This is a genomic window from Atlantibacter sp. MEI4A-1023 (genome assembly GCF_056155425.1).
Genome location: NZ_CM149568.1, coordinates 561,038 through 581,850 on the forward strand (window position 1 = coordinate 561,038; position 20,813 = coordinate 581,850).

Consider the following 20,813-nt stretch of genomic DNA (forward strand, 5'->3'; position numbering starts at 1 on the left):
CCCGATTTATCGCTATCAACAAGGAACAATGATGGACATTAAGGTGATTGGCATTGGTGATAATGTCGTTGATAAATATCTTCATTCTGGCGTGATGTACCCCGGCGGCAACGCGCTGAACTTCGCGGTGTATGCCCGGCTGGCAGGTTGCGAAAGCGCGTTTCTCGGCGCGTTTGGCAATGACGCCGCCGCACGGCACGTGCAGGATACCCTTCTGGAGCTGAACATAGACGTCCAGCGCTGTCGCCACTATGTCGGGGAAAACGGCTATGCCTGTATCCGGCTAGTGGATGGCGACAGGGAATTTGTCACCAGTAATAAAAACGGCGTATTACGCGAAAACCCGCTGCAATTATCCGATGACGATCTCGATTATATTGCGCAATTCGATGCGGTCCATTCCAGTATTAATGGATTTCTCGAATCTGAGTTAGAAAAAATAAAGCAACGCAACGTCACGCTGTCGTTTGATTTTTCCGGGCGCGGTACGGACGATTATTTTAAACAGGTTTGCCCGTGGGTGGATTACGGATTTATTTCCTGCGGGGCGTTATCGGTCGAAGAGACCATTAATAAAATTTATACGTTTTACGATTACGGCTGTAAACATGTTATCGCCACGCGCGGGCATGAAAAGGTGTATTACTATGCCGGAAATAAACTCATCGAATGGCAGCCGGTTTATATTCAACCCGTCGATACCCTCGGCGCGGGCGATGCCTTTTTAACCGGCTTTATGCTGTCCATTCTGGCATGCGGTAAACCCCAACCGGAACACGACGATATTATCCGCGCCATGACGGCAGGAGGAAAATCAGCGAGCCACGTATTACATCATTTTGGCGCGTTTGGTTTTGGTAAACCGTATTCCGATTAATTGCTTCTCACCGATTACATAAAAACATAACTGGAATTCACTCCATTATCCGGGGGTAAGTATGTTCTGGACAGAATTGTGTTTTATCCTTGTAGCCCTGATGTTTGGCGCCCGTATTGGCGGCGTATTTTTAGGTATGGTTGGCGGTCTTGGCGTTGGCGTACTGGTATTTGGTTTTGGCCTGACGCCCTCATCGCCGCCCATTGACGTTATTTTAATTATTCTCTCGGTGGTATTAGCGGCATCGTCATTACAGGCGTCCGGTGGGCTGGATTTATTAGTCCGGCTGGCGGAAAAAATGCTGCGCCGCCACCCGCGCTATATCACGCTGCTGGCACCGTTTATCTGCTATATCTTCACCTTTATGTCCGGCACCGGGCACGTGGTGTACAGCCTGCTGCCGGTGATCTCGGAAGTGGCGCGGGATTCCGGCATTCGCCCGGAGCGTCCGTTATCGATTTCCGTGATCGCTTCCCAACAGGCGATTACCGCCAGCCCGATCTCTGCGGCTATGGCGGCAATGATTGGCCTGATGGCCCCGTTCGGTATCTCGATTTCCACCATCATGATGATTTGCGTCCCGGCGACGCTGATTGGCGTGGCGGCAGGAGCGATCGCGACCTTTAATAAAGGCAAAGAGCTGAAGGATGACCCGGAATACCAGCGCCGCCTGGCGGAAGGGTTGCTGAAGCCGATCGGCAAAGCGGAACGCAGCACGGAAATCGCGCCGCGCGCCAAACTCTCGGTGCTGCTGTTCCTGGCCGGTGCGGTAATTATTGTGCTGCTGGGGCTGGTGCCGGGCCTGCGTCCGATTGTAGAAACCGCCAAAGGGCTGCAACCGCTCTCGATGTCGGCAGCGATCCAGATCGTGATGCTCTCCTTTGCCTGTCTGATTGTGTTGCTGTGCCGCCCGCCGGTGGATCACATCCTCAGCGGCAGCGTGTTCCGCGCCGGTGCGCTGGCTATCGTCTGTGCTTTTGGCCTGGCGTGGATGAGCGAAACCTTTGTCAGCAGCCATATCGACCTGATCAAATCCGAAGTGCAGGTGCTGTTGCAGGAACATACCTGGCTTATCGCCATTATGATGTTCTTTGTCTCGGCGATGGTCAGCAGCCAGGCGGCGACCACGCTGATCCTGCTGCCGCTGGGGCTGGCGCTTGGATTACCGGCGTATGCGCTGATTGGCTCCTGGCCTGCGGTCAACGGCTACTTCTTTATCCCGGTGGCCGGGCAGTGCCTCGCGGCGCTGGCCTTCGACGATACCGGCACCACCCGCATCGGCAAATATGTGCTTAACCACAGCTTTATGCGCCCCGGACTGGTGAACGTGATTGTCTCGGTGGCGATGGGTCTGATGATTGGCAAGATGGTGTTAGGTTGATTCTGCTCCCCGGCCCGCTCGTTTCAGGGGCCGTTTTTTTATCGTCTTACGCGTCAAAGCTGTGCTAAAAGTAAATGCTCACTTACTGAGGTGCATCATGGCGCGATACCCTATCCGGCAACAATTCTGGCGCAGCGACGCGCTGCCCTGGCTCGAAGTGCGTAATGTGGAAGACGGGCGCACGGTCAGCTACGCGCCGCATACCCATGAAACCTTTTCTATCGGGGCAATCGTCGGCGGCACCAGCAGCTACCTGAACGAGAAAACGCGCATCGAGGTCGGCGAGGGCACCGTAGTGCTGATGAACCCCGGCGATCTGCATGCCTGCAACCCACTGCAAAACCAGTCCTGGGCCTACCGGATGTTCTATTTTGACAGCCGCTGGCTGAACGAACTGACCGGCAGAGAGGCCGATAACGCCTGCCATTTCACCCAAACCTGGACCGCCGATCCCACGATTTTCGACGGCCTGAACCGGCTGTATCACATCGTGATCGATAGCGAGCGGGATGCGCTGGAAAAAGAGTGCGAAGCGGCGCATCTGATGCTGACGGTCCAGCAGCGGTTGCGCCCGCAGGATCGCCAGCCCGATGCCGCCCCGGCGCTGCTTGCCAGGGTGAAAGAGAAAATCAACGAGGAGTACCACGCGCCGCTCACACTGGCGGAACTGGCGCAGACCGCCGGGCTGTCGGTCAGTCACCTGATTCGCCTGTGCCAGCAACATTACGGCGCAACGCCCCATGCGCTGTTGATGAACCGCCGCCTGCATATCGCCCGTGAGCACCTGAAGCGCGGCGCGCCGCTGGCGGATGTGGCTCTGGACGTGGGCTTTGCCGATCAGGCGCATTTCCAGCGCGCGTTCAAACAGCATCTGGCGGTAACGCCGAAGCAGTACCGCGATCTGCTTTAAGCGAAGGCCAGCCAGGCGGCGCACCCCAGCAGCATTGCCGCCAGAACCCGGTTAAACAACCGGATCCGGGCGGGCTGTTGCAGCCAGCCGCTCAGCGACGCGCCAGCCAGCGCCCAGCTCAGAATCGACAGATAGCACACCACAAAATAGATCCCGGCAAACAGCCACAGCGTGGCGTGATTGCCATCGCTGGCGAACAGTCCCATGCCCGCCACGCAGGCCAGCCAGGCTTTGGGATTCAGCCACTGCATCAGCGCGCCGTTAAACGCCCCCGGCGCGCGCTGCGCCTCGCGCTTATTCATCTCGCCGTTGTCCCGCGCCAGCCGCCAGGCCATCCACAGTAAAAATGCGATGCCGCCGATGCGGATCGCGCCCTGTAGCGCGGGCCACAGCAACAGCAATTCATACAGCCCGTAGCCGGTAGCGAGCAGCAACGCGGTAAAGCCCACCGTCGCGCCCGTGACGTGCGGCACGCTGGCCCGCCAGCCAAAACTGACGCCACTGCTTAACGCCACCAGATTTACCGGCCCCGGCGATACCGACGACACCAGCGCAAACACCATCATCGACCAGACAACACTCATAACCCCTCCTGTTAGCGAAGGGGTTACCGTGCCATGTCAGGCGATGCAGGTATTGAACAAAATACGCATCACAGCGTGGGGGGGATTAATGCAGGTAAGTGACCGTGCCGTCCGGCACAAACAGCGAGTTGTAGCGCAGTTGGAAAGCGTTGAGCTCGTAATTATCCAGATCCAGCTCGTGGTAAAAGCGCAGGGCAAGGCGGATTTGCGCGTCGGTCAGCGGGGCGCTTAACCGGCCTTTTTGCAGGATGCGATACCAGCGCAGCAGGTTTTGATCGCTACCGTCAACGATGTACACCTGATAGATCAGCAGCAACTGGGCGGCGTTTTGCAGATGCACTTCATCGGGACGTGCCAGATACTGAATAAACTCGTGCCCGGACTGCTTGCCCATCTGGTCGATCATCGACTCCACCTGTAACGTCTGAATATTGAGACGTTCGCTAAGCCGCCGCACCGCGCGACGTGAATCGGAGGTCAATACCCGAAAACCCACCACAAACACCACCACCAGGGTAGCCAGCATCAACCAAATCATGATCGCTCCTGCGATAAAAAAGAGTGCTTATCATAGGCTAAACCCACCGGCGGGAAAAATCGCCGTTGCGCCCCCATCCCAAATCGAAAGTTTACCGCTGTTTAGCGCATAAAAACGTAACTCTGAGGATTTACCCTATAAAGTTTTCCGGGGATTTTCCGATACCCCTTTTTATTTTGCCTCGGGAAACAGTCACCATGCTCAACCGTATCAAAGTCGTCACCAGCCTGCTTATCGTACTGGGGCTATTTGGCCTCTTACAGTTAACGTCGGGCGGGTTGTTCTTTAACGCGCTGAAAAACGACAAGGAAAACTTCACCGTTCTTCAGACCATCCGTCAGCAGCAGTCCACGCTGAACGCCAGTTGGGTAGCGCTGATCCAGACCCGTAACACCCTGAACCGCGCCGGTATCCGTTACATGATGGATTCCAACCAGATGGGCAGCGGCGCGACCGTGGCGCAGCTAATGCAAATCGCCCAAACCTCGCTGAAGCAGGCGGAAGAGCAGTGGACGGCCTATGAGGCTCTGCCGCGCGACCCGCGCCAGAGCGAGCAAACCGCGCAGGAAGTGAAGCGCACTTACGATATCTACCACAACGCGCTGGCGGAACTGATCCAACTGTTGGGTGCCGGTAAAATCAACGCCTTCTTCGACCAGCCGACCCAGAGCTTCCAGGACGGCATGGAAAAAGCCTACAACAGCTACCTGGCCGAGAACGACGGCCTGTACCAGCTGGCGGTGGATGGCAGCAACGAATCTTATAACCTGGCGATGTGGATCCTGATCGGCGTGCTGGGCGCTGTGCTGGCGGTGATGATTGTGGTGTGGATCGGCATTAACAAAGCGCTGATCCATCCGTTGCAGCGTCTGCTGGAAAACATTCGCCATATCGCTAACGGCGATCTGGTGCGCGGCATCGAAGTACACGGCACCAACGAAATGGGCCAACTGGCGGCCAGCCTGCGCCATATGCAGGATGAACTGGCGAAAACCGTCGGCGATGTGCGTACCGGCGCGAACGCTATCTACAGCGGCGCGAGTGAAATCGCCATCGGCAACAACGATCTCTCTTCCCGTACCGAGCAGCAGGCGGCCTCGCTGGAAGAAACCGCTGCCAGCATGGAAGAACTGACCGCGACGGTGAAACAGAACGCCGAGAACGCCCGTCAGGCCAGCCAGCTTGCCCTGAGCGCCTCTGAAACCGCGCAGAAGGGCGGTAAAGTGGTGAGCAACGTGGTGCAGACCATGCACGAAATCGCCGGTAGTTCGCAGAAAATTGCCGACATCACCAGCGTGATTGACGGCATCGCGTTCCAGACCAACATTCTGGCGCTGAACGCTGCGGTAGAAGCCGCGCGCGCAGGCGAGCAGGGTCGGGGTTTTGCGGTGGTTGCCGGTGAAGTTCGCAACCTGGCAAGCCGCAGCGCCCAGGCGGCAAAAGAGATCAAAGGCCTGATTGAAGACTCGGTCAGCAAAGTGGAAGTGGGTTCGACGCTGGTAGAAAGCGCGGGCGAAACCATGGGCGAGATCGTCAATGCGGTAACCCGCGTGACCGACATTATGGGTGAAATCGCCTCTGCGTCTGACGAGCAGAGCCGCGGTATCGACCAGGTGGGTCTGGCGGTTGCCGAGATGGATCGCGTGACCCAGCAGAACGCCTCGCTGGTGCAGGAATCCGCAGCTGCCGCGGCAGCGCTGGAAGAACAGGCCAGCCGCCTGACTCAGGCGGTGTCGGTATTCCGCATCAACGCCGACGCGCGTGAGATTTCACAGGACGCTACCCCGCCAAAAGCACCGGCTGCGCCACTGGCAACGCGTAAACCCGCGCTGGCGGACAGCGGCGATAACTGGGAAACGTTTTAACAGGTAAGCCCGGAAGGATCAGGGGTTCACGTGCAGTGAACCCCTTATTGATTCAGCTCCCGCAGGAGTCTGGTGTTGAGCTCTCTACAACATGTTTAAAAAAACGCGTTTTATCGACATATGCCCGGAACGTGTCGATGCCATAAACCAATCCCGGCCATATGTTAAAAAAATCCATTTTTTTCGACATATTGCGCAACCATGCCAACGAGCTTGCCCGTCCATGGGCCGCTTTTCGCCTTACTTCACCTCTGGCAGCAACCCAATAAAACTCCGCTTTTTCCTCGGCTCTGACATCATTGAATCCAACGCCTCAACGCACGCTTTGTAGTGCGGCGTTTCTTTATGGGCCAGCACCGCGTCGTCATCCTGGTAGGCTTCGTAGATGTAAAACCGCGTCTTTACCTTTGGGTCCTGCAATACGTCAAAACGCAGGTTGCCGGGTTCGGCGACGGCACCCTCGTGATTGGCGCGGAACACCGTTAAAAACTCATCTACCCGGTCCGGTTTGATGTTGATCTCAACCAGCGTCACATTCATGCCTTTCCTCCGTGTGCTTTCTCTTCCTGCCAGAATTGGTACGCTTCGCGTGCCGACATATTCTCGTGCACCACTTTTTTCACCGCGTTGAGCATGGCGAGCGGCGCGTCGGACTGGAAGATGTTGCGCCCCATGTCCACGCCGCTGGCCCCCTGGTCGATGGCCCGCCAGCACATCTCCAGCGCATCCAGTTCCGGGAGCTTTTTGCCGCCAGCGATCACAATCGGCACCGGGCAACTGGCGGTAACTTTCTCAAAGCCTTGTTCGACGTAATAGGTTTTGACGAACTGCGCGCCAATCTCGGCGGCGATGCGGCTGGCCAGCGAGAAGTAGCGAGCGTCGCGCGCCATCTCTTTACCCACGCCGGTGACCGCCAGCGTCGGGATGCCATAGCGCGTCCCTTCATCCACCAGCTTGATGATGTTATTGATCGACTGGTGCTCGTATTCGGAGCCGATATAAATCTGCGCCGCCACCGCGCAGGCGTTGAGCCGCAGGGCGTCTTCCATCGCCACCGCCACGCACTCGTTCGACAGTTCCGCCAGAATCGAGTTGCCGCCGGAGGCGCGCAGCACCACCGGTTTATTGGTGGCGGGCGGTACCTGGCTGCGCAGAATGCCGCGGGTACACATCAGCACATCGGTTTCCTGATACAGCGGCGCGATGGACAGATCGATACGCTCCAGCCCGGTAGTTGGGCCCTGGAAATAGCCGTGGTCAAACGCCAGCATCACCGTGCGGTTGGTGGCGGGGTTGAAGATGCGCGCCAGCCGCGACTGCATCCCCCAGTCCAGCGCCCCGCAGCCCTTCAGCGTGAACAGCGTGTTCTTCTGGGGTTGCCCAATACCAAAATCTTTGCCGTCCTTGATGTCGTCTAAATCAGCCATTGTCTCCCCCGTCAGAAATCGTAATTGTTGATGTTGTCTTTGGTGAACACCACGCGCTCCGGCAGCAGCACAATGCCGTTGCCTTTGGCTTCGTAGTCGTAACCCTGGACTTTGTTCGGCTCCACTTTCAGGGTGCCGATGTCTTTCACGTCGACGCTGTCGCCCACGTTAAGATCGCCTTTCTTCAGCAAAGTATCCGCCACGTTGACCGCGATTTTGCCCTGTTGCACCACGTCCCACAGACCAAAGGCTTTCACGGTGCCGCGCTCAACGTAGGGGCGCATCACGTTCGGAGTACTGAAACCGACAATCGCCACGCCGGTGCGTTTGAGGTTTTCCGCCGCCTGGGCCGCCGCCGGCAGCGCGTTGGCGTCCGGCGCGATGATCGCATCCAGATCCGGGTAAGCTTTTAAGATCCCCTCGGCGGTTTGCAGAGATTTGGTGGCGTCGTTATAGCCAAACTGGGTGGTAACCACTTCCCACTCCGGATGATCTTTGGCGATCTTCGCTTTGGCTTCTTTTACCCACTGGTTTTGATCGGTCACGGTAGGGCTGGAATAGAAAAATGCGACTTTTGCTTTCGGTTTAGTGACCTGCTTCGAGGCCATCTCCACCAGCATGCCGCCCAACTGCTCCGGCGTGCCCTGGTTGATGTAGATGCTGCGGCATTCCGGTTTGGTGTCCGAGTCCCAGGTCAGCACTTTTACGCCGCGCTGCATGGCGCGTTTCAGGGCAGGGCACAGGCCATCCGGGGAGACCGCCGACACGATAATCGCGTTATACCCCTGGTTGACGAAGTTGTTGATCAACTGCACCTGGCCCGACACGCTCGGCTCCGTCGGCCCGTCATAAGTGACGTCCGCGCCCAGCGCTTTGCCCGCTTCTTTCGCCCCGTTGCCGCCGCTGGTAAAGAACCCGACGCCCACCAGCTTCGGAATAAAGGCGATGCGATCCGCCGCCTGGGCAGTCACGACGCTCAAGGCCAGTGCCAGAGCACTACATTGCAGCACACGTTTTGCTGTATTCATCTTAAGCTCCTGATTGTTTTATGGCACCGCGGCGAATCTGAACGCGGCGCCATGCCGCACGCAGGGTTTCGCGATGCAAACTCACCGAACGACCAATCACCACCACAATCAACAACGCACCGGACAACGCGCTCGATACCTGATTGGGTATCCCGACCATCTGTAACCCCTGCTGCAAATACCCCACCAGCAACGCCGCCAGCGCCGTACCCACCACAGAACCTGAACCGCCGTAAATATTGGCGCCGCCCAGCACCGCCGCCGTCAGCGCGGGCATCAGTAAATCGCGCCCCAAATCCGAACGGGCTGAACCGAAGTAAGAAACCAGAATCACCGCCGCGATAGCTGACGCCAGGCCTACCAGGCCGTATACGCCGTACAACATGCCGTTAACCGGCAGGGCCGCGTAGCGGGCGGCACGGGCGTTTTGCCCAAGTAAAAACAGGTGGCGGCCAAAGCGCGCCCGGTGCGCCAGTACCCAGAAAAGCAGCGTGATCACCAGAAACATCACCAGCGGGACTGGCAGGCCGAACAGCGTGGCGTTGGCGAAAGCGGTGAAACTTTCCGGGAAACCGCCAATGCCTTCATAACCCGTCGCGCCCGCCATCCCGGAAAGCAGCAGCGCGCCGCCGCCGTAGAGGTAAAGCGTGCCGAGGGTGATCACCAGCGGGCTGATGCCGGTGTAGTGGATCAATGCCGCATTGAGAAAGCCGCAGGCCAGGCCGAGCGCCAGGGTTAATACAATCGCCACGCCCATCGGCACGCCGGACTGCATCAGCACGCCCAGCGCGATGGCGCACAGCCCGATGGTAGAGCCGAGAGAAATATCGATCCCGCCGCTGATGATCACCAGCGTCAGTGGCAGCGCCACGATGCCGATGCAGATAAAGTCGCTGGTGCTGAACAGCAGCATATTCACGTCGAGCATGCGCGGGTTCAGCGCGCCAAACAGCAGGATTTCCAGTAGCAGCAACGCCAGCAGCGCCAGTTCCCAGTTCACTTTCATTTACGCCACCTCTTTTTTGTTTTTGCGACCGGGAAACGGCGCGACGTTTTTCCGCCCCGACGCCCCCGGCACAAAGCGGCTGTATTTCAGGGCCCGCTGGTGGCGCGTCAGCGCCTGGCGCAGCCGCCCGTCGAGCACCAGCACGCCCAGCAGCACCATTCCGGCGATAAAGTCATTCCACCAGGCGGGCAGTTTGAACAGCACCAGAACGGTGTCGATTTGGGTTAAAAAGAACGCGCCGAGAAATGCGCCGATCAGCGTGCCGGTGCCGCCGAGCAGGGAGATCCCGCCCAGCACGCAGGCGGCGATGGCTTTCATCTCCAGGCCGCTGCCGGTCTGATTGGGGACAAAGCCGATTTGCGAAGCGAACAGAATGCCGCCGAGCGCCGCCAGCAGGCCGTTAAAAGTGAAGGCCAGCAGCCGGGTGCGATCCACCGCCACGCCGAGCTTACGCGCGGCGGCGAGGTTATCGCCCACTGCATAGAAGTCGCGGCCAAAGGCGGTACGCGCCAGGATCACGCTGCCCAACGCTACCAGCGCCAGCACCGCGAAGCCGAACGGGGAGACGCCGATAAACACCGGCTCCGACAGCGTTTTTAGGCTCTGCGGCAGCCCTTCGATCCATTTACCGTCGGTCCACAGCAGCATTGCGCCACGGTACAGCCCCAGCGTACCAAGCGTGGCGACAATCGCCGGGATGCGCAGCCACACCACCAGCACGCCGTTGAAAAACCCGCACAGCGCGCCGATAGCAAACGCGAAGCCCATCGCCAGCGGCAGGCTGTAACCCTGGTTAAGCGCCACACCGACGGCAATGGCGCACAGCCCGACCGTCGAGCCCACCGACACATCGATATTGCGCGTCAGCATCACCATCGCCGCGCCCATTGCCAGCAGGATCAAAATCTGCGAGCTGGAAAAAATCATCGCCAGGGTCTGGGCACTGAAATAGCTGTGGTTAAGGCCCACCAGCACGCCGAACAGCGCCACTATGGCCAGAAACGCGGTCAGTTCACGGTTACGCAACAGCATCTTCACGGACGTTGTCCTCCAAAGGCCAGTTTCATCATCCGGTCAGGCGAAATGGCGTCGCGCGCCAGCTCCCCGCTGAGTTCCCCCTGGTGCATCACCAGCACCCGGTCCGCCAGCCCCGGAAATTCGTCCACGTCAGAGGAGATCATCAGCACCGCCACGTTTTGCGCCGCCACGCTTTTGATCAACTGATAGATATCGGCGCGGGCGGAGACGTCCACGCCACGGGTCGGCTCATCAATGATCAGCAGCAGCGGATTGGCTTCCAGGCAGCGCGCCAGCAGTACTTTTTGCTGATTGCCGCCAGAGAGCGTGCGCACGATTTGATTCGGATGGTTAAGTTTGATGCCCAGCGCCCGGTGATAACGCTCGACTACCGCGTCTTCGCGCTTCGGCTGTTGCCACAGCGACGGCTCGTTGAGCGCCACGGTGTTCCAGCGGATGGGGGCATCGAGAAACAGCCCGGAGACCTGGCGATCTTCCGGCAAGTACACCAGCCCGCGATCCAGACGCGCACGGATCGGCGTAGAGGTGATGTCATGATTTTCCAGCCAGACGCGCCCGCCGCGTACCGGACGCAGGCCGTATAAGGTCTCCGCCAGTTCGGTACGCCCGGAGCCCACCAGCCCCGCCAGACCGACGATCTCTCCGGCGCGCACTTCAAAACTGAGATCGAGAAAACCTTCGCCGGTCAGTTCATCTACCCGCAATACCGGGAAATCCTGCGGCTGGGTGCGGCGGTTGCCCGGCAATGCCAGCCACAGTTTTTGGGTGTCGCTCAGGCTACGTTCCCGGCTGACCGGGGTCATGGCGTGGATCAATTCGCTGTCATTACGCTGCGCGGTTTCGCCGCTCAGCACCACGGCGCCGTCGCGCATCACCGAGACATGGCTGGCGATGGCGCGGATCTCCGGCAGTTTATGGGAGATAAAAATGATCCCCACGCCTGCGGTTTGCAGCGCGCGGATCTGGCGAAATAACCGATCGGTTTCCCCTGGCGTTAGCGAAGCGGTCGGTTCATCAAGAATTAAAATTTTGGCGTTGCGCATCAGGCCGCGCAGGATCTCCACCATCTGCTGATCCGCCACTTCCAGCGTACTGGCTGAAGCCTGCAAAATGAGATGGCAATCGAGCTGGGCCAGTTTTTCTGACAACTGCTGCGCAATCTTTTTGTCATTCGGCAGGCGGAACAGAATGTTTTCCTGCACGGTGAGGTTGGGGAATAACATTGGCTCCTGCGGCACCAGATAGATACCCAGACCGTGCGCCTGTTGCGGCGAGAGCCGGGTAAACGGCTGCCCTTCAATCTGTATTACCCCGCTGTCGGCGGTTTCTATGCCCGCGACAATTTTCATCAGCGTCGACTTGCCCGCGCCGTTACCGCCCATCAGGGCATGTACCTGCCCGGAAAGCAGCGTGAAATCAATCGACTTCAGCACGCTCACCCCGGAGAACTGTTTACTTATCGCCTGCACATTCAGTAACGGGTCTGGATTCGTCATCGCCACTCCGAAAAATGAACAAATGATTTTTTAAATCTACAATGTTCAAAAAGCGTAGACGGTGAACTATATTTACAACCGTGCAGGGATCACATTTTCAGGCATAATCTGGTCGCACCGCTAAACGGAATAAAAAATGATCTTTTTGCCGGGCATCTCACAGTTTCAGACCAGGCAGGATCGAACACATGATCTAAATTTCAATAAGAGTTCAGCTTATGAGCGAAAAACGAAGCGATGAGGGACGGTATGCCGGTATCGCAATGGCCGAAGAAGAGCTACTGGCACGGGTGGCGTGGTGCTACTACCACGACGGATTGACCCAGAACGATATCGGCGAACGGCTGGGATTACCGCGACTGAAGATTTCACGCCTGTTAGAGAAAGGCCGCCAGTCGGGCGTGATCCGGGTGCAAATCAACTCGCGGTACGAAGGTTGCCTGGCGCTGGAAACCGCGCTGGCCCAGCGTTTTGGGCTACGGCTGGCACGGGTGCTGCCCGCGCTGAACACGCCGCCGATGAATACGCGTCTCGGAATTGGCGCGGCGCAGTCGCTAATGGGCGTGCTGGAGCCGGGGCAATTGCTGGCGGTGGGGTTCGGCGAAGCCACCATGAGCTGCTTACAGCATTTAAGCGGTTTTATCAGCTCCCAGCAGATCCGGCTGGTGACGTTGTCGGGCGGCGTGGGGCCGTATATGACCGGCATCGGCCAGCTTGATGCGGCCTGTAGCGTCAGCATTATTCCCGCGCCGCTGCGGGTGTCATCGCCGGAAGTGGCGGAGATTTTAAAGCGCGAATCCAGCGTGCGCGATGTGCTGCTGGCCGCCAGCGCCGCCGATGTGGCGGTGGTGGGTATCGGGTCGGTAAGCCAGAAACGCGATGCGACGATCCTGCGCTCTGGTTATATCAGCGAAGGCGAGCAGTTGATGTACGCCCGTAAAGGCGCAGTGGGCGACATTCTTGGTTATTTCCTGCAGGCCGACGGCGAACAGGTCGACGACCTGCCGATCCACCGCGAGCTGCTGGGTATCACTCTGAATGAGCTGGCTCAGCTACCCACCATTGTGGGCGTGGCGGGCGGTGAAGATAAAGCAGACGCCATTTATGCCGCCCTGTGCGGCCGCCGTATCAACGGCCTGGTAACAGAAGAAGCGACAGCGCGCGCGGTGCTGGCTCTGGCGGGATAATCCAGGGCTTGCTTCGCGAACCCTAACAGAGCGAGGCAAGCCGATGAGTTACCTTTTAGCGTTAGACGCCGGAACAGGCAGTGTCCGTGCCGTTATCTTTGATTTAGCAGGCCGCCAGATTGCCGCAGGCCAGGCGGAATGGACTCACCAGAGCGTGGCGGACGTTCCCGGCTCGATGGAGTTCGATCTTAATACCAACTGGCAGTTAACCTGCCGCTGCATCCGGGAAGCGCTGATGAAAGCGGGCTTAACCGCCAGTGATATCGCCAGCGTCGCCTGCTGCTCCATGCGCGAAGGGATTGTGCTTTACGATCGCAACGGCGAGCCCATTTGGGCCTGCGCCAACGTCGATGCCCGCGCCAGCCATGAAGTGTCAGAACTGAAAGAGATCCACGATTATCAGTTCGAATCCGAGGTGTACCACGTTTCCGGCCAGACCCTGGCGCTGAGCGCCATGCCGCGCCTGCTGTGGCTGGCCCATCATCGCCCGGATATTTATCGCCAGGCGGCGACCATCACCATGATCAGCGACTGGCTGGCGGCAAAACTGTCTGGCGAACTGGCGGTAGACCCATCCAACGCAGGCACCACCGGGATGCTGGATTTGAATACCCGCGACTGGCGGCCTGCGCTGCTGGATATGGCCGGGCTGCGCGCGGACATCCTCTCGCCGGTTAAAGAGACCGGCACAGTGTTGGGCGCAGTGACGGCAGACGCCGCGGCGCAGTCCGGGTTACGCGAAGGCACGCCGGTAGTGATGGGCGGCGGCGATGTGCAACTGGGCTGCCTGGGGCTTGGCGTGGTGCGCGCCGGGCAAACCGCCGTGCTGGGCGGCACTTTCTGGCAGCAGGTAGTGAATCTCCCGGCGGTACGCACCGATCCGCAAATGAATATCCGCGTTAACCCGCACGTTATCCCCGGCATGGTGCAGGCGGAGTCGATCAGCTTTTTCACCGGGCTGACGATGCGCTGGTTCCGCGATGCGTTCTGCGCCGAGGAAAAACTGATTGCCGAGCGGCTCGGCACCGATACTTACGCGCTGCTGGAACAGATGGCAAGCCAGGTTCCGGCGGGTTCCCACGGCGTGATGCCGATTTTCTCTGACGCGATGCACTTTAATAAGTGGTATCACGCGGCCCCGTCGTTTATTAACCTCTCCATTGATGCCGATAAATGTAACAAGGCTACGTTATTCAGGGCGCTGGAAGAGAATGCCGCGATTGTCTCGGCCTGCAACCTGGCGCAGATCTCCAGTTTCTCCGGGGTAAAATTCGACGGGCTGGTGTTTGCGGGCGGTGGCTCGAAAGGCGCGCTGTGGAGCCAGATTTTAAGCGACGTCACCGGATTGCCGGTGCGCGTCCCGGAAGTCAAAGAAGCGACCGCGCTGGGTTGCGCCATTGCGGCGGGCGCAGGGGTTGGGCTGTATGCGAATATGGCCAGCGCCGGGGAAAAACTGGTGAGCTGGCAGCGGGAGTTCACCCCGAACCCCGCGCACCGGGAACTGTACGATGAGATGATGCAGAAATGGCAGGCGGTGTATGCGGACCAGTTGGGGCTGGTGGACAGCGGGCTGACGACGTCGCTCTGGAAAGCGCCGGGGCTGGAGAGGAGACAGGCGCCAGCGTCATAACGCCTGGATAGACGGCACGCCCGTTTGATGGGCGTGCCTGAGTGAATTAAAACGCAATCACTACTTTCCCGCGCATATGCCCGGCCAGCACTTTCTCGTGCGCGTCGCGGATGCTCTCCACGCTCAGGCCATGCAGCGTTTCGCTAAGGGCGCTTTCCACCACGCCGTCATCTACCAATTTAGCAACGTGATCGAGGATCTCGCCCTGACGCGCCATATCGGCGGTTTGATACATACTGCGGGTATACATAAATTCCCAGTGCAGGGCAGCGGATTTTGATTTCAGCACGTCCTGGCTCAGCGGCTGCGTGTTCTCTACGATAGTGCAGATATGGCCTTGCGGCGCGATAAGCTGCGTGACCGCAGGCCAGTGGCCGTCGGTATCGTTAAGGATAAAGATGTAATCCACGAATTTGATATTGTGCTTCGCCAGTTCGCCTGGCAGACCCTGGTAGCTCACCACCAGATCTGCGCCGCGATCGCGGCACCACTGTGCGGAATCTTCCCGCGAGGCGGTGGCGATCACTTTTACTTTGCTGTTGTGCTTCGCGAACGGGATTGCCAGCGAGCCGACGCCACCAGCGCCGCCAATAATCAGCAGCGTTTTCTCTTCGTCAGCGTGCTGGATATTCAGACGTTCAAATAACCCTTCCCAGGCGGTCAACGCCGTTAACGGGATGGCCGCCGCCGCCCAGTCAAGGCTTTTCGGTTTGTGGCCGACGATGCGCGCGTCAATTAACTGATGGGTGGTGTTGCTGCCCGGACGGGTGATATCACCGGCGTAATACACTTCATCCCCCGGCTGAAAGCTGGTCACTTTGCTACCGGTAGATTTCACTATCCCGCTGGCGTCCCAACCTAAAATACGCGGCTCCTGTAAACCTTTCTTCTGAATGCCCTGATGGACTTTAGTATCAACCGGGTTAATCGATACGGCTTTCACTTCGACCAGTAAATCATATTCGCCGGGCTGCGGCATTTCAGGGGGGATTTCAATAAAGCTGGCAGGATCTTGTGGATTAACGGCAATGGCTTTCACTGACATGGTGCGCTCCGCGTATCAGATTAAAAGGGTGATGTCGTGGATCAGTCTAGGACACCGCGATAAGGATGATAAGATGGACAATCACTAACGCTGTGTTCGTGTGAGATAAACAATCATGTTTAAACAACTTCAGGATATGGCGCTGTTTGCGCTGGTGGCGGAGCGGGGGAGTTTTACCGCGGCGGCACAGGAAGCGGGATTGCCGAAATCCAGCGTTAGCCAACGCATTAGCCAGCTTGAACAGCTGGTGGGGCTGCGGTTGTTCAATCGCACTACCCGCAAAATCAACCTGACGTTTGCTGGCGAGCGCTATCTGGTGCATTGCCGGGAAATGCTTGATGCCTCCGAACGCGCTGAATATGCCTTACAACAGTTGCGCGATAACCCCAGCGGCAGGCTACGTATTACCTGCCCGGCAGGCATTGGCGCGACGTTGCTGGCGCGAATGAATACTCAGTTCCAGCGCAGTTATCCTAACGTGGTGCTGGAAGTGTCTATTTCTGATGAGGTGGTGGATTTAGTTGAAACGGGTTATGACGTCGCGTTGCGTACCGGTAAACCACAGGATTCTTCGCTGATTGGCCGTATGATTGGCCACAGCCCGCGCCTGCTGGTCGCCTCGCCGGACTATCTGGATAATCATCCCACGCTCGAACACCCCAGCCAACTGACGGAACACCCGTGCATTGTGCATCGCGCCTGGAACGAATGGGTACTGCAAAAAGGGGAGGCGTATTATCGTTGCGATCTGCCGCGCCTGCATACCACCGATAATCTGCTGTATGCGCGGGAGTGTGCGAAAGAAGGGGCGGGGATAACCTTATTACCGTCTTTTCTGGTTGAGGGGTCGTTAGAAAGCGGCGAACTGGCGGTCGTGTTGCCAGCGTGGGAACCGCAGGGAAATGATTTGTATCTGGTCTACCCCAGCCGTAAGCTAAACTCCCCTGCGCTGGCCTGCTATATTGATTTTATTATGAAATTTTCAGGAATTAAGGATAGCTATCGGGAAAAATGATCATAGTATTAGATCATTAATATTAATAGGTGACAAAAACATATTTTTCATAGTATTTATCTTAGTGGGTAATGGTAAATTCTTATTTTTTTTAGGGTCTTCTGTTTTATTACTTAAGTGAAACTTTCACATTAAGTTTATTTATGAACAAAACATTCTTATTTTTAATTTCCCGTCATTAATGATTCTTCAATATCTTATTGATATTTATACATTTTTATAGAAATTATGGATTTATAAGATTTATTATAGAGATGCCTAATAATCGTTGCGCATGCATGATTACGCATTGTAATCACTTCTAGCTAATAAAGATAAAGAGATTAATAGATCAAAACGATTAGGATTAATCCTACGTTACGGTTAATTTTACTGGGCTTTTTGAGAAGGAACTCCAGTCGATATCCAGGATTGATGGGCTTTAGCGCAGCTTTACCAGATTTGGTTAACCTCGTTTTAGTTTGACCCACCTCGCCATAGGGCGTCCGGCACACGAACGGACAACTTGTCCCACGATTCCTCTGAGTGTTTTCTTCTTTGTCTTTCTCTCATCGTTGCCTGCGTTGTACAGCATTTGGTTGCTGCAAAGCCAGGGGCGGTAGCGTGTCCAATACCCCTAAAAAATTGTGGATTTACTATGGCCAGAAGTGGGTTTGAGGTGCAAAAGGCCGCTGTGCATGCCCTCTTTTTACGTGAACTGAAAACGCGCTTTGGGAAGTATCGCCTTGGGTACTTATGGGCATTGATTGAACCGTCAGCACATTTGCTGATTCTAATGTTTATCTTTGGGTTTATTCGTCATAGAACAATGCCTGATATATCATTTCCGGTTTTTTTATTAAATGGCATTATTCCATTTTTTATTTTTAATAAAATAACAAGTCGGTCAATTGGTGCGATTGAAGCAAATAAGGGGTTGTTTAATTACCGGCCTGTAAAACCTATTGATACGATAATATCACGAGCTATGCTCGAATCATTAATATACGCACTCGTATACATTACATTAATGATTGTTGTCAGATTTTGCGGTGAAGAATTTGAAGTTAATAACATACCTACTCTGGTTGCTACTTGGGTTATGCTTATACTTTTTTCATGTGGTGTTGGTCTAATATTTATGGTGATAGGTAGAACGTTTCCTGAGACGGAAAAATTCTTACCTATTATTGCAAAGCCTCTGTACTTTGTTTCCTGCATCATGTTTCCGTTACATGCAATCCCAAGAGAATATTGGTCTTTTTTTCTGTGGAATCCCATTGTTCATGTCGTGGAGTTAAGCCGATCATCCGTAGTTGCTGGTTATCATACTGAAGGAGTCAGTCTTAGTTATCTTGCATTATTTACATTAGTAACTTTATTTTTGGGGCTGGCTCTTTATCGCACCCGTGAAGATGCGATGTTAACATCATGATTAGAATAGAGAACCTTACAAAGACATATCGAACGCCGCAGGGAAGACATAATGTATTTAAAGATCTCAACATTGAATTACCAAGCGGTAAAAGTGTGGCGCTTATTGGACGTAACGGTGCTGGTAAATCAACCTTATTGCGTATGATTGGTGGTATTGACCGCCCTGACAGTGGACGCATTATTACAAATAAAACTATTTCCTGGCCGGTCGGACTTTCAGGAGGGTTTCAGGGAAGCCTGACAGGCCGCGAAAATGTAAAATTTGTTTCTCGTTTATATGCTAAGCAAAATGAACTGCAAGATAAAGTCGCGTTTGTGGAAGATTTTGCCGAGTTAGGTAAATACTTTGATATGCCTATAAAAACTTACTCATCTGGCATGAAATCTCGGTTGGGATTTGGCTTGAGCATGGCATTTAAATTTGATTATTACTTAGTAGATGAAGTCACGGCAGTGGGGGATGCAAAATTCAAAAAAAAATGTGCTGATATTTTTGATAATATTAGAGGCAAGGCTGAAATAATAATGGTTTCACATGGGTTGAAATCACTTAAAGACTATTGCGATGTGGCTGTTTATCTAGACAAAAAAGGGTCGGGAAAATTATATAAAGATGTTTCCGAAGCTATTGAAGTCTATACAGAAGATTCACTTAAATAACATCGTTATTCATAAACAATAATCAAAAACGCCTTACTGAAAATAGGTGTTATATGAAATGTAAATTAATAATATTCGGGGCCGGTGGATTTTCAAAATCAATTATTGATAGTTTAGATCCCGATAAATATGAACTGACAGGATTCATTGATAAGTACAAAAGCGGTATTCATCAATCATACCCAATACTTGGCAATGATATATCTGAAATCGATAACAAAGATGATTTTTACTATTTTATTGGTGTTGGTCAACCTTCAGCAAGAAAATACTATTTAAATCTTGTACGTAAACACAATCTAAAACTGATCAATGTTATCGATAAAACTGCTTTGTTATCAAGTGAAGTAACTTTAGGCGTAGGTGTTTTTATTGGCAAATTGTGTATATTAAACCGCGGTTGCACTATACACGATGCGGCAGTAATAAATACTCGCGCATTGATCGAACATGGTAACGAAGTAGGTTTGTGCAGTAATATATCAACGAATGTTGTACTCAACGGAGATGTTCATGTTGGAGAGGAGACATTCATTGGTAGTTGTACCGTTGTGAATGGACAAATAAAAATCGGGTCGAAAAGTGTTATTGGCTCAGGTTCCGTTGTAATTCGTAATATCCCGAATAATGTGGTAGTTGCTGGCTCACCAACTAGGTTAATAAGAGAAATAAATGAATAATATCTATATTGTCGCTGAGATTGGTTGTAATCATAATGGTTGTATCGAAATTGCAAAAGAAATGATACTACAAGCTAAAAATGCAAATGTCGATGCAGTTAAATTTCAGACGTTTAAAGCCGACAAATTAATTTCGTCAATAGCGCCAAAAGCAGAATATCAAATCAAAAACACAGGTGAAGTTGAATCTCAATTAGAGATGACAAAGAAGCTTGAACTTGGGCATGACGAGTATATTGGTCTAATGAATTATGCTAAAGAGCTGGGGTTAGATGTTTTCTCAACCCCGTTTGATATGGATTCGGTCGAATTTTTAGCATCGTTAAAACAAAAAGTGTGGAAAATCCCATCAGGCGAATTACTCAATTTGCCGTATCTTGAAAAGATTGCTCAACTCCCTATACCTGATATTAAGATTGTATTATCAACGGGTATGGCCACTATTGATGAAATCAAACAGTGTGTATCAATATTTTTGCGAAATGGAATTACGCCTACAAATATTACAATACTACACTGTAATACCGAATATCCTACTCCTTTTGAAGATGTCAATCTGAATGCTATTAATGACTTAAAAAAGCATTTCCCTGAACACAGTATCGGGTTTTCCGATCACTCAAGTGGTTTCTATGCAGCACTGGCATCTGTTCCATTCGGTATTACTTTTATAGAAAAGCATTTTACTCTCGATAAAAATATGCCAGGGCCAGATCACTTGGCCTCTATCACTCCCGATGAACTGAAGCATTTATGCCAGGGTGTCAGAGCGGTTGAAATGGCGTTAGGATCGAGTGAAAAAATCGTAACTAAATCAGAAGAAAAAAATAAAATCGTTGCGAGGAAATCAATTATTGCCAAAACAAATATCAAGAAAGGTGATGTTTATAGTGAACATAATCTTACCACTAAACGCCCTGGTAACGGCATTAGTCCGATGGAATGGTATAATTTAATTGGTAAAGTCGCAGAGCAAGATTTTATTGAAGATGAGTTAATCATCCATAGCACATTTAAAATGCAAAAATAA

20 protein-coding genes are annotated in these 20,813 nt (G+C 54.2%); 11 read left to right on the forward strand and 9 right to left on the reverse strand.

From position 1 onward, the window contains the following. Positions 1-31: 31 nt before the first annotated feature. From ACVV26_RS02770 to ACVV26_RS02780, 3 genes are all read left to right on the forward strand, one after another. A complete protein-coding gene (locus ACVV26_RS02770) occupies positions 32-877 on the forward strand; it encodes a fructoselysine 6-kinase (protein ID WP_474801701.1) in 846 nt (281 codons plus the stop codon). 61 nt (positions 878-938) lie between these two features. Next, positions 939-2,258, forward strand: coding sequence for an anaerobic C4-dicarboxylate transporter family protein (locus ACVV26_RS02775; RefSeq protein ID WP_474799849.1), 1,320 nt, complete (start codon positions 939-941; stop codon positions 2,256-2,258). A 97-nt stretch (positions 2,259-2,355) separates the two neighbouring features. After that, positions 2,356-3,168, forward strand: a complete 813-nt coding sequence (locus ACVV26_RS02780; RefSeq protein WP_474799850.1) for an AraC family transcriptional regulator — start codon at positions 2,356-2,358, stop codon at positions 3,166-3,168. On the opposite strand, the gene ACVV26_RS02785 is transcribed toward ACVV26_RS02780, so the two are convergent. Together ACVV26_RS02785 and ACVV26_RS02790 are read right to left on the reverse strand one after the other, a co-directional pair. Next, entirely contained in the window at positions 3,165-3,752 is a 588-nt protein-coding gene (locus ACVV26_RS02785) for a LysE family translocator (RefSeq protein WP_474799851.1), read from the reverse strand. The genes ACVV26_RS02780 and ACVV26_RS02785 overlap by 4 nt on opposite strands. An 85-nt stretch (positions 3,753-3,837) precedes the next feature. After that, entirely contained in the window at positions 3,838-4,290 is a 453-nt protein-coding gene (locus tag ACVV26_RS02790; RefSeq protein WP_474799852.1) for a DUF1198 family protein, read from the reverse strand. A 197-nt stretch (positions 4,291-4,487) separates the two neighbouring features. Between ACVV26_RS02790 and tsr the strand changes: the two genes are divergently transcribed. Next, the gene (gene tsr / locus ACVV26_RS02795) at positions 4,488-6,155 is read left to right on the forward strand and encodes a methyl-accepting chemotaxis protein (protein ID WP_312982866.1); all 1,668 of its coding nucleotides are present in this window, start codon (positions 4,488-4,490) and stop codon (positions 6,153-6,155) included. 240 nt (positions 6,156-6,395) lie between these two features. Here the strand turns inward: tsr and lsrG are convergent, their stop codons facing one another. Genes lsrG through lsrA form a run of 6 tightly spaced genes read right to left on the reverse strand, consistent with a single transcriptional unit; the run spans position 6,396 to position 12,150 of the window. After that, positions 6,396-6,695: a (4S)-4-hydroxy-5-phosphonooxypentane-2,3-dione isomerase gene (lsrG, locus tag ACVV26_RS02800; RefSeq protein ID WP_474799853.1), complete on the reverse strand. Its 300-nt coding sequence runs from the start codon at positions 6,693-6,695 to the stop codon at positions 6,396-6,398. Further along, complete coding sequence (lsrF, locus tag ACVV26_RS02805) at positions 6,692-7,582, reverse strand: 3-hydroxy-5-phosphonooxypentane-2,4-dione thiolase (RefSeq protein WP_474799854.1); 891 nt, start codon at positions 7,580-7,582, stop codon at positions 6,692-6,694. The genes lsrG and lsrF overlap by 4 nt, the downstream gene beginning before the upstream one ends. Positions 7,583-7,593: 11 nt before the next feature. After that, positions 7,594-8,610 (reverse strand): autoinducer 2 ABC transporter substrate-binding protein LsrB, encoded by a 1,017-nt coding sequence (lsrB, locus tag ACVV26_RS02810; protein ID WP_312982861.1) that lies wholly within the window; start codon positions 8,608-8,610, stop codon positions 7,594-7,596. Between the two features lies 1 nt (position 8,611). Continuing rightward, on the reverse strand, positions 8,612-9,616 hold the full coding sequence (lsrD, locus tag ACVV26_RS02815; RefSeq protein WP_474799855.1) for an autoinducer 2 ABC transporter permease LsrD: 1,005 nt from the start codon (positions 9,614-9,616) through the stop codon (positions 8,612-8,614). After that, the gene (lsrC, locus tag ACVV26_RS02820) at positions 9,617-10,654 is read right to left on the reverse strand and encodes an autoinducer 2 ABC transporter permease LsrC (protein WP_474799856.1); all 1,038 of its coding nucleotides are present in this window, start codon (positions 10,652-10,654) and stop codon (positions 9,617-9,619) included. Beyond that, the gene (gene lsrA / locus ACVV26_RS02825) at positions 10,651-12,150 is read right to left on the reverse strand and encodes an autoinducer 2 ABC transporter ATP-binding protein LsrA (protein ID WP_474799857.1); all 1,500 of its coding nucleotides are present in this window, start codon (positions 12,148-12,150) and stop codon (positions 10,651-10,653) included. The genes lsrC and lsrA overlap by 4 nt, the downstream gene beginning before the upstream one ends. Before the next feature lie 218 nt (positions 12,151-12,368). Here lsrA and lsrR point away from each other — a divergent pair, with 218 nt between their 5' ends. Beyond that, the gene (lsrR, locus tag ACVV26_RS02830) at positions 12,369-13,337 is read left to right on the forward strand and encodes a transcriptional regulator LsrR (RefSeq protein ID WP_474799859.1); all 969 of its coding nucleotides are present in this window, start codon (positions 12,369-12,371) and stop codon (positions 13,335-13,337) included. Positions 13,338-13,380: 43 nt separating this feature from the next. Next, complete coding sequence (lsrK, locus tag ACVV26_RS02835) at positions 13,381-14,967, forward strand: autoinducer-2 kinase (protein ID WP_474799861.1); 1,587 nt, start codon at positions 13,381-13,383, stop codon at positions 14,965-14,967. Positions 14,968-15,013: 46 nt separating this feature from the next. Here the strand turns inward: lsrK and ACVV26_RS02840 are convergent, their stop codons facing one another. After that, complete coding sequence (locus ACVV26_RS02840; RefSeq protein ID WP_474799863.1) at positions 15,014-16,012, reverse strand: zinc-binding alcohol dehydrogenase family protein; 999 nt, start codon at positions 16,010-16,012, stop codon at positions 15,014-15,016. A gap of 115 nt (positions 16,013-16,127) precedes the next feature. Here ACVV26_RS02840 and ACVV26_RS02845 point away from each other — a divergent pair, with 115 nt between their 5' ends. The 5 genes from ACVV26_RS02845 to neuB all read left to right on the forward strand — a co-directional run bounded on the left by ACVV26_RS02845 (position 16,128) and on the right by neuB (position 20,813). Further along, positions 16,128-17,027, forward strand: coding sequence for a LysR family transcriptional regulator (locus ACVV26_RS02845; protein WP_474799864.1), 900 nt, complete (start codon positions 16,128-16,130; stop codon positions 17,025-17,027). Positions 17,028-17,664: 637 nt separating this feature from the next. Then, positions 17,665-18,441: an ABC transporter permease gene (locus ACVV26_RS02850; protein ID WP_474799866.1), complete on the forward strand. Its 777-nt coding sequence runs from the start codon at positions 17,665-17,667 to the stop codon at positions 18,439-18,441. Then, the gene (locus ACVV26_RS02855) at positions 18,438-19,103 is read left to right on the forward strand and encodes an ABC transporter ATP-binding protein (RefSeq protein ID WP_312982852.1); all 666 of its coding nucleotides are present in this window, start codon (positions 18,438-18,440) and stop codon (positions 19,101-19,103) included. Before ACVV26_RS02850 ends, ACVV26_RS02855 begins: the two co-directional genes overlap by 4 nt. 53 nt (positions 19,104-19,156) lie before the next feature. Beyond that, complete coding sequence (locus ACVV26_RS02860; protein ID WP_474799867.1) at positions 19,157-19,783, forward strand: acetyltransferase; 627 nt, start codon at positions 19,157-19,159, stop codon at positions 19,781-19,783. Beyond that, entirely contained in the window at positions 19,776-20,813 is a 1,038-nt protein-coding gene (neuB, locus tag ACVV26_RS02865) for an N-acetylneuraminate synthase (protein WP_312982850.1), read from the forward strand. The genes ACVV26_RS02860 and neuB overlap by 8 nt, the downstream gene beginning before the upstream one ends.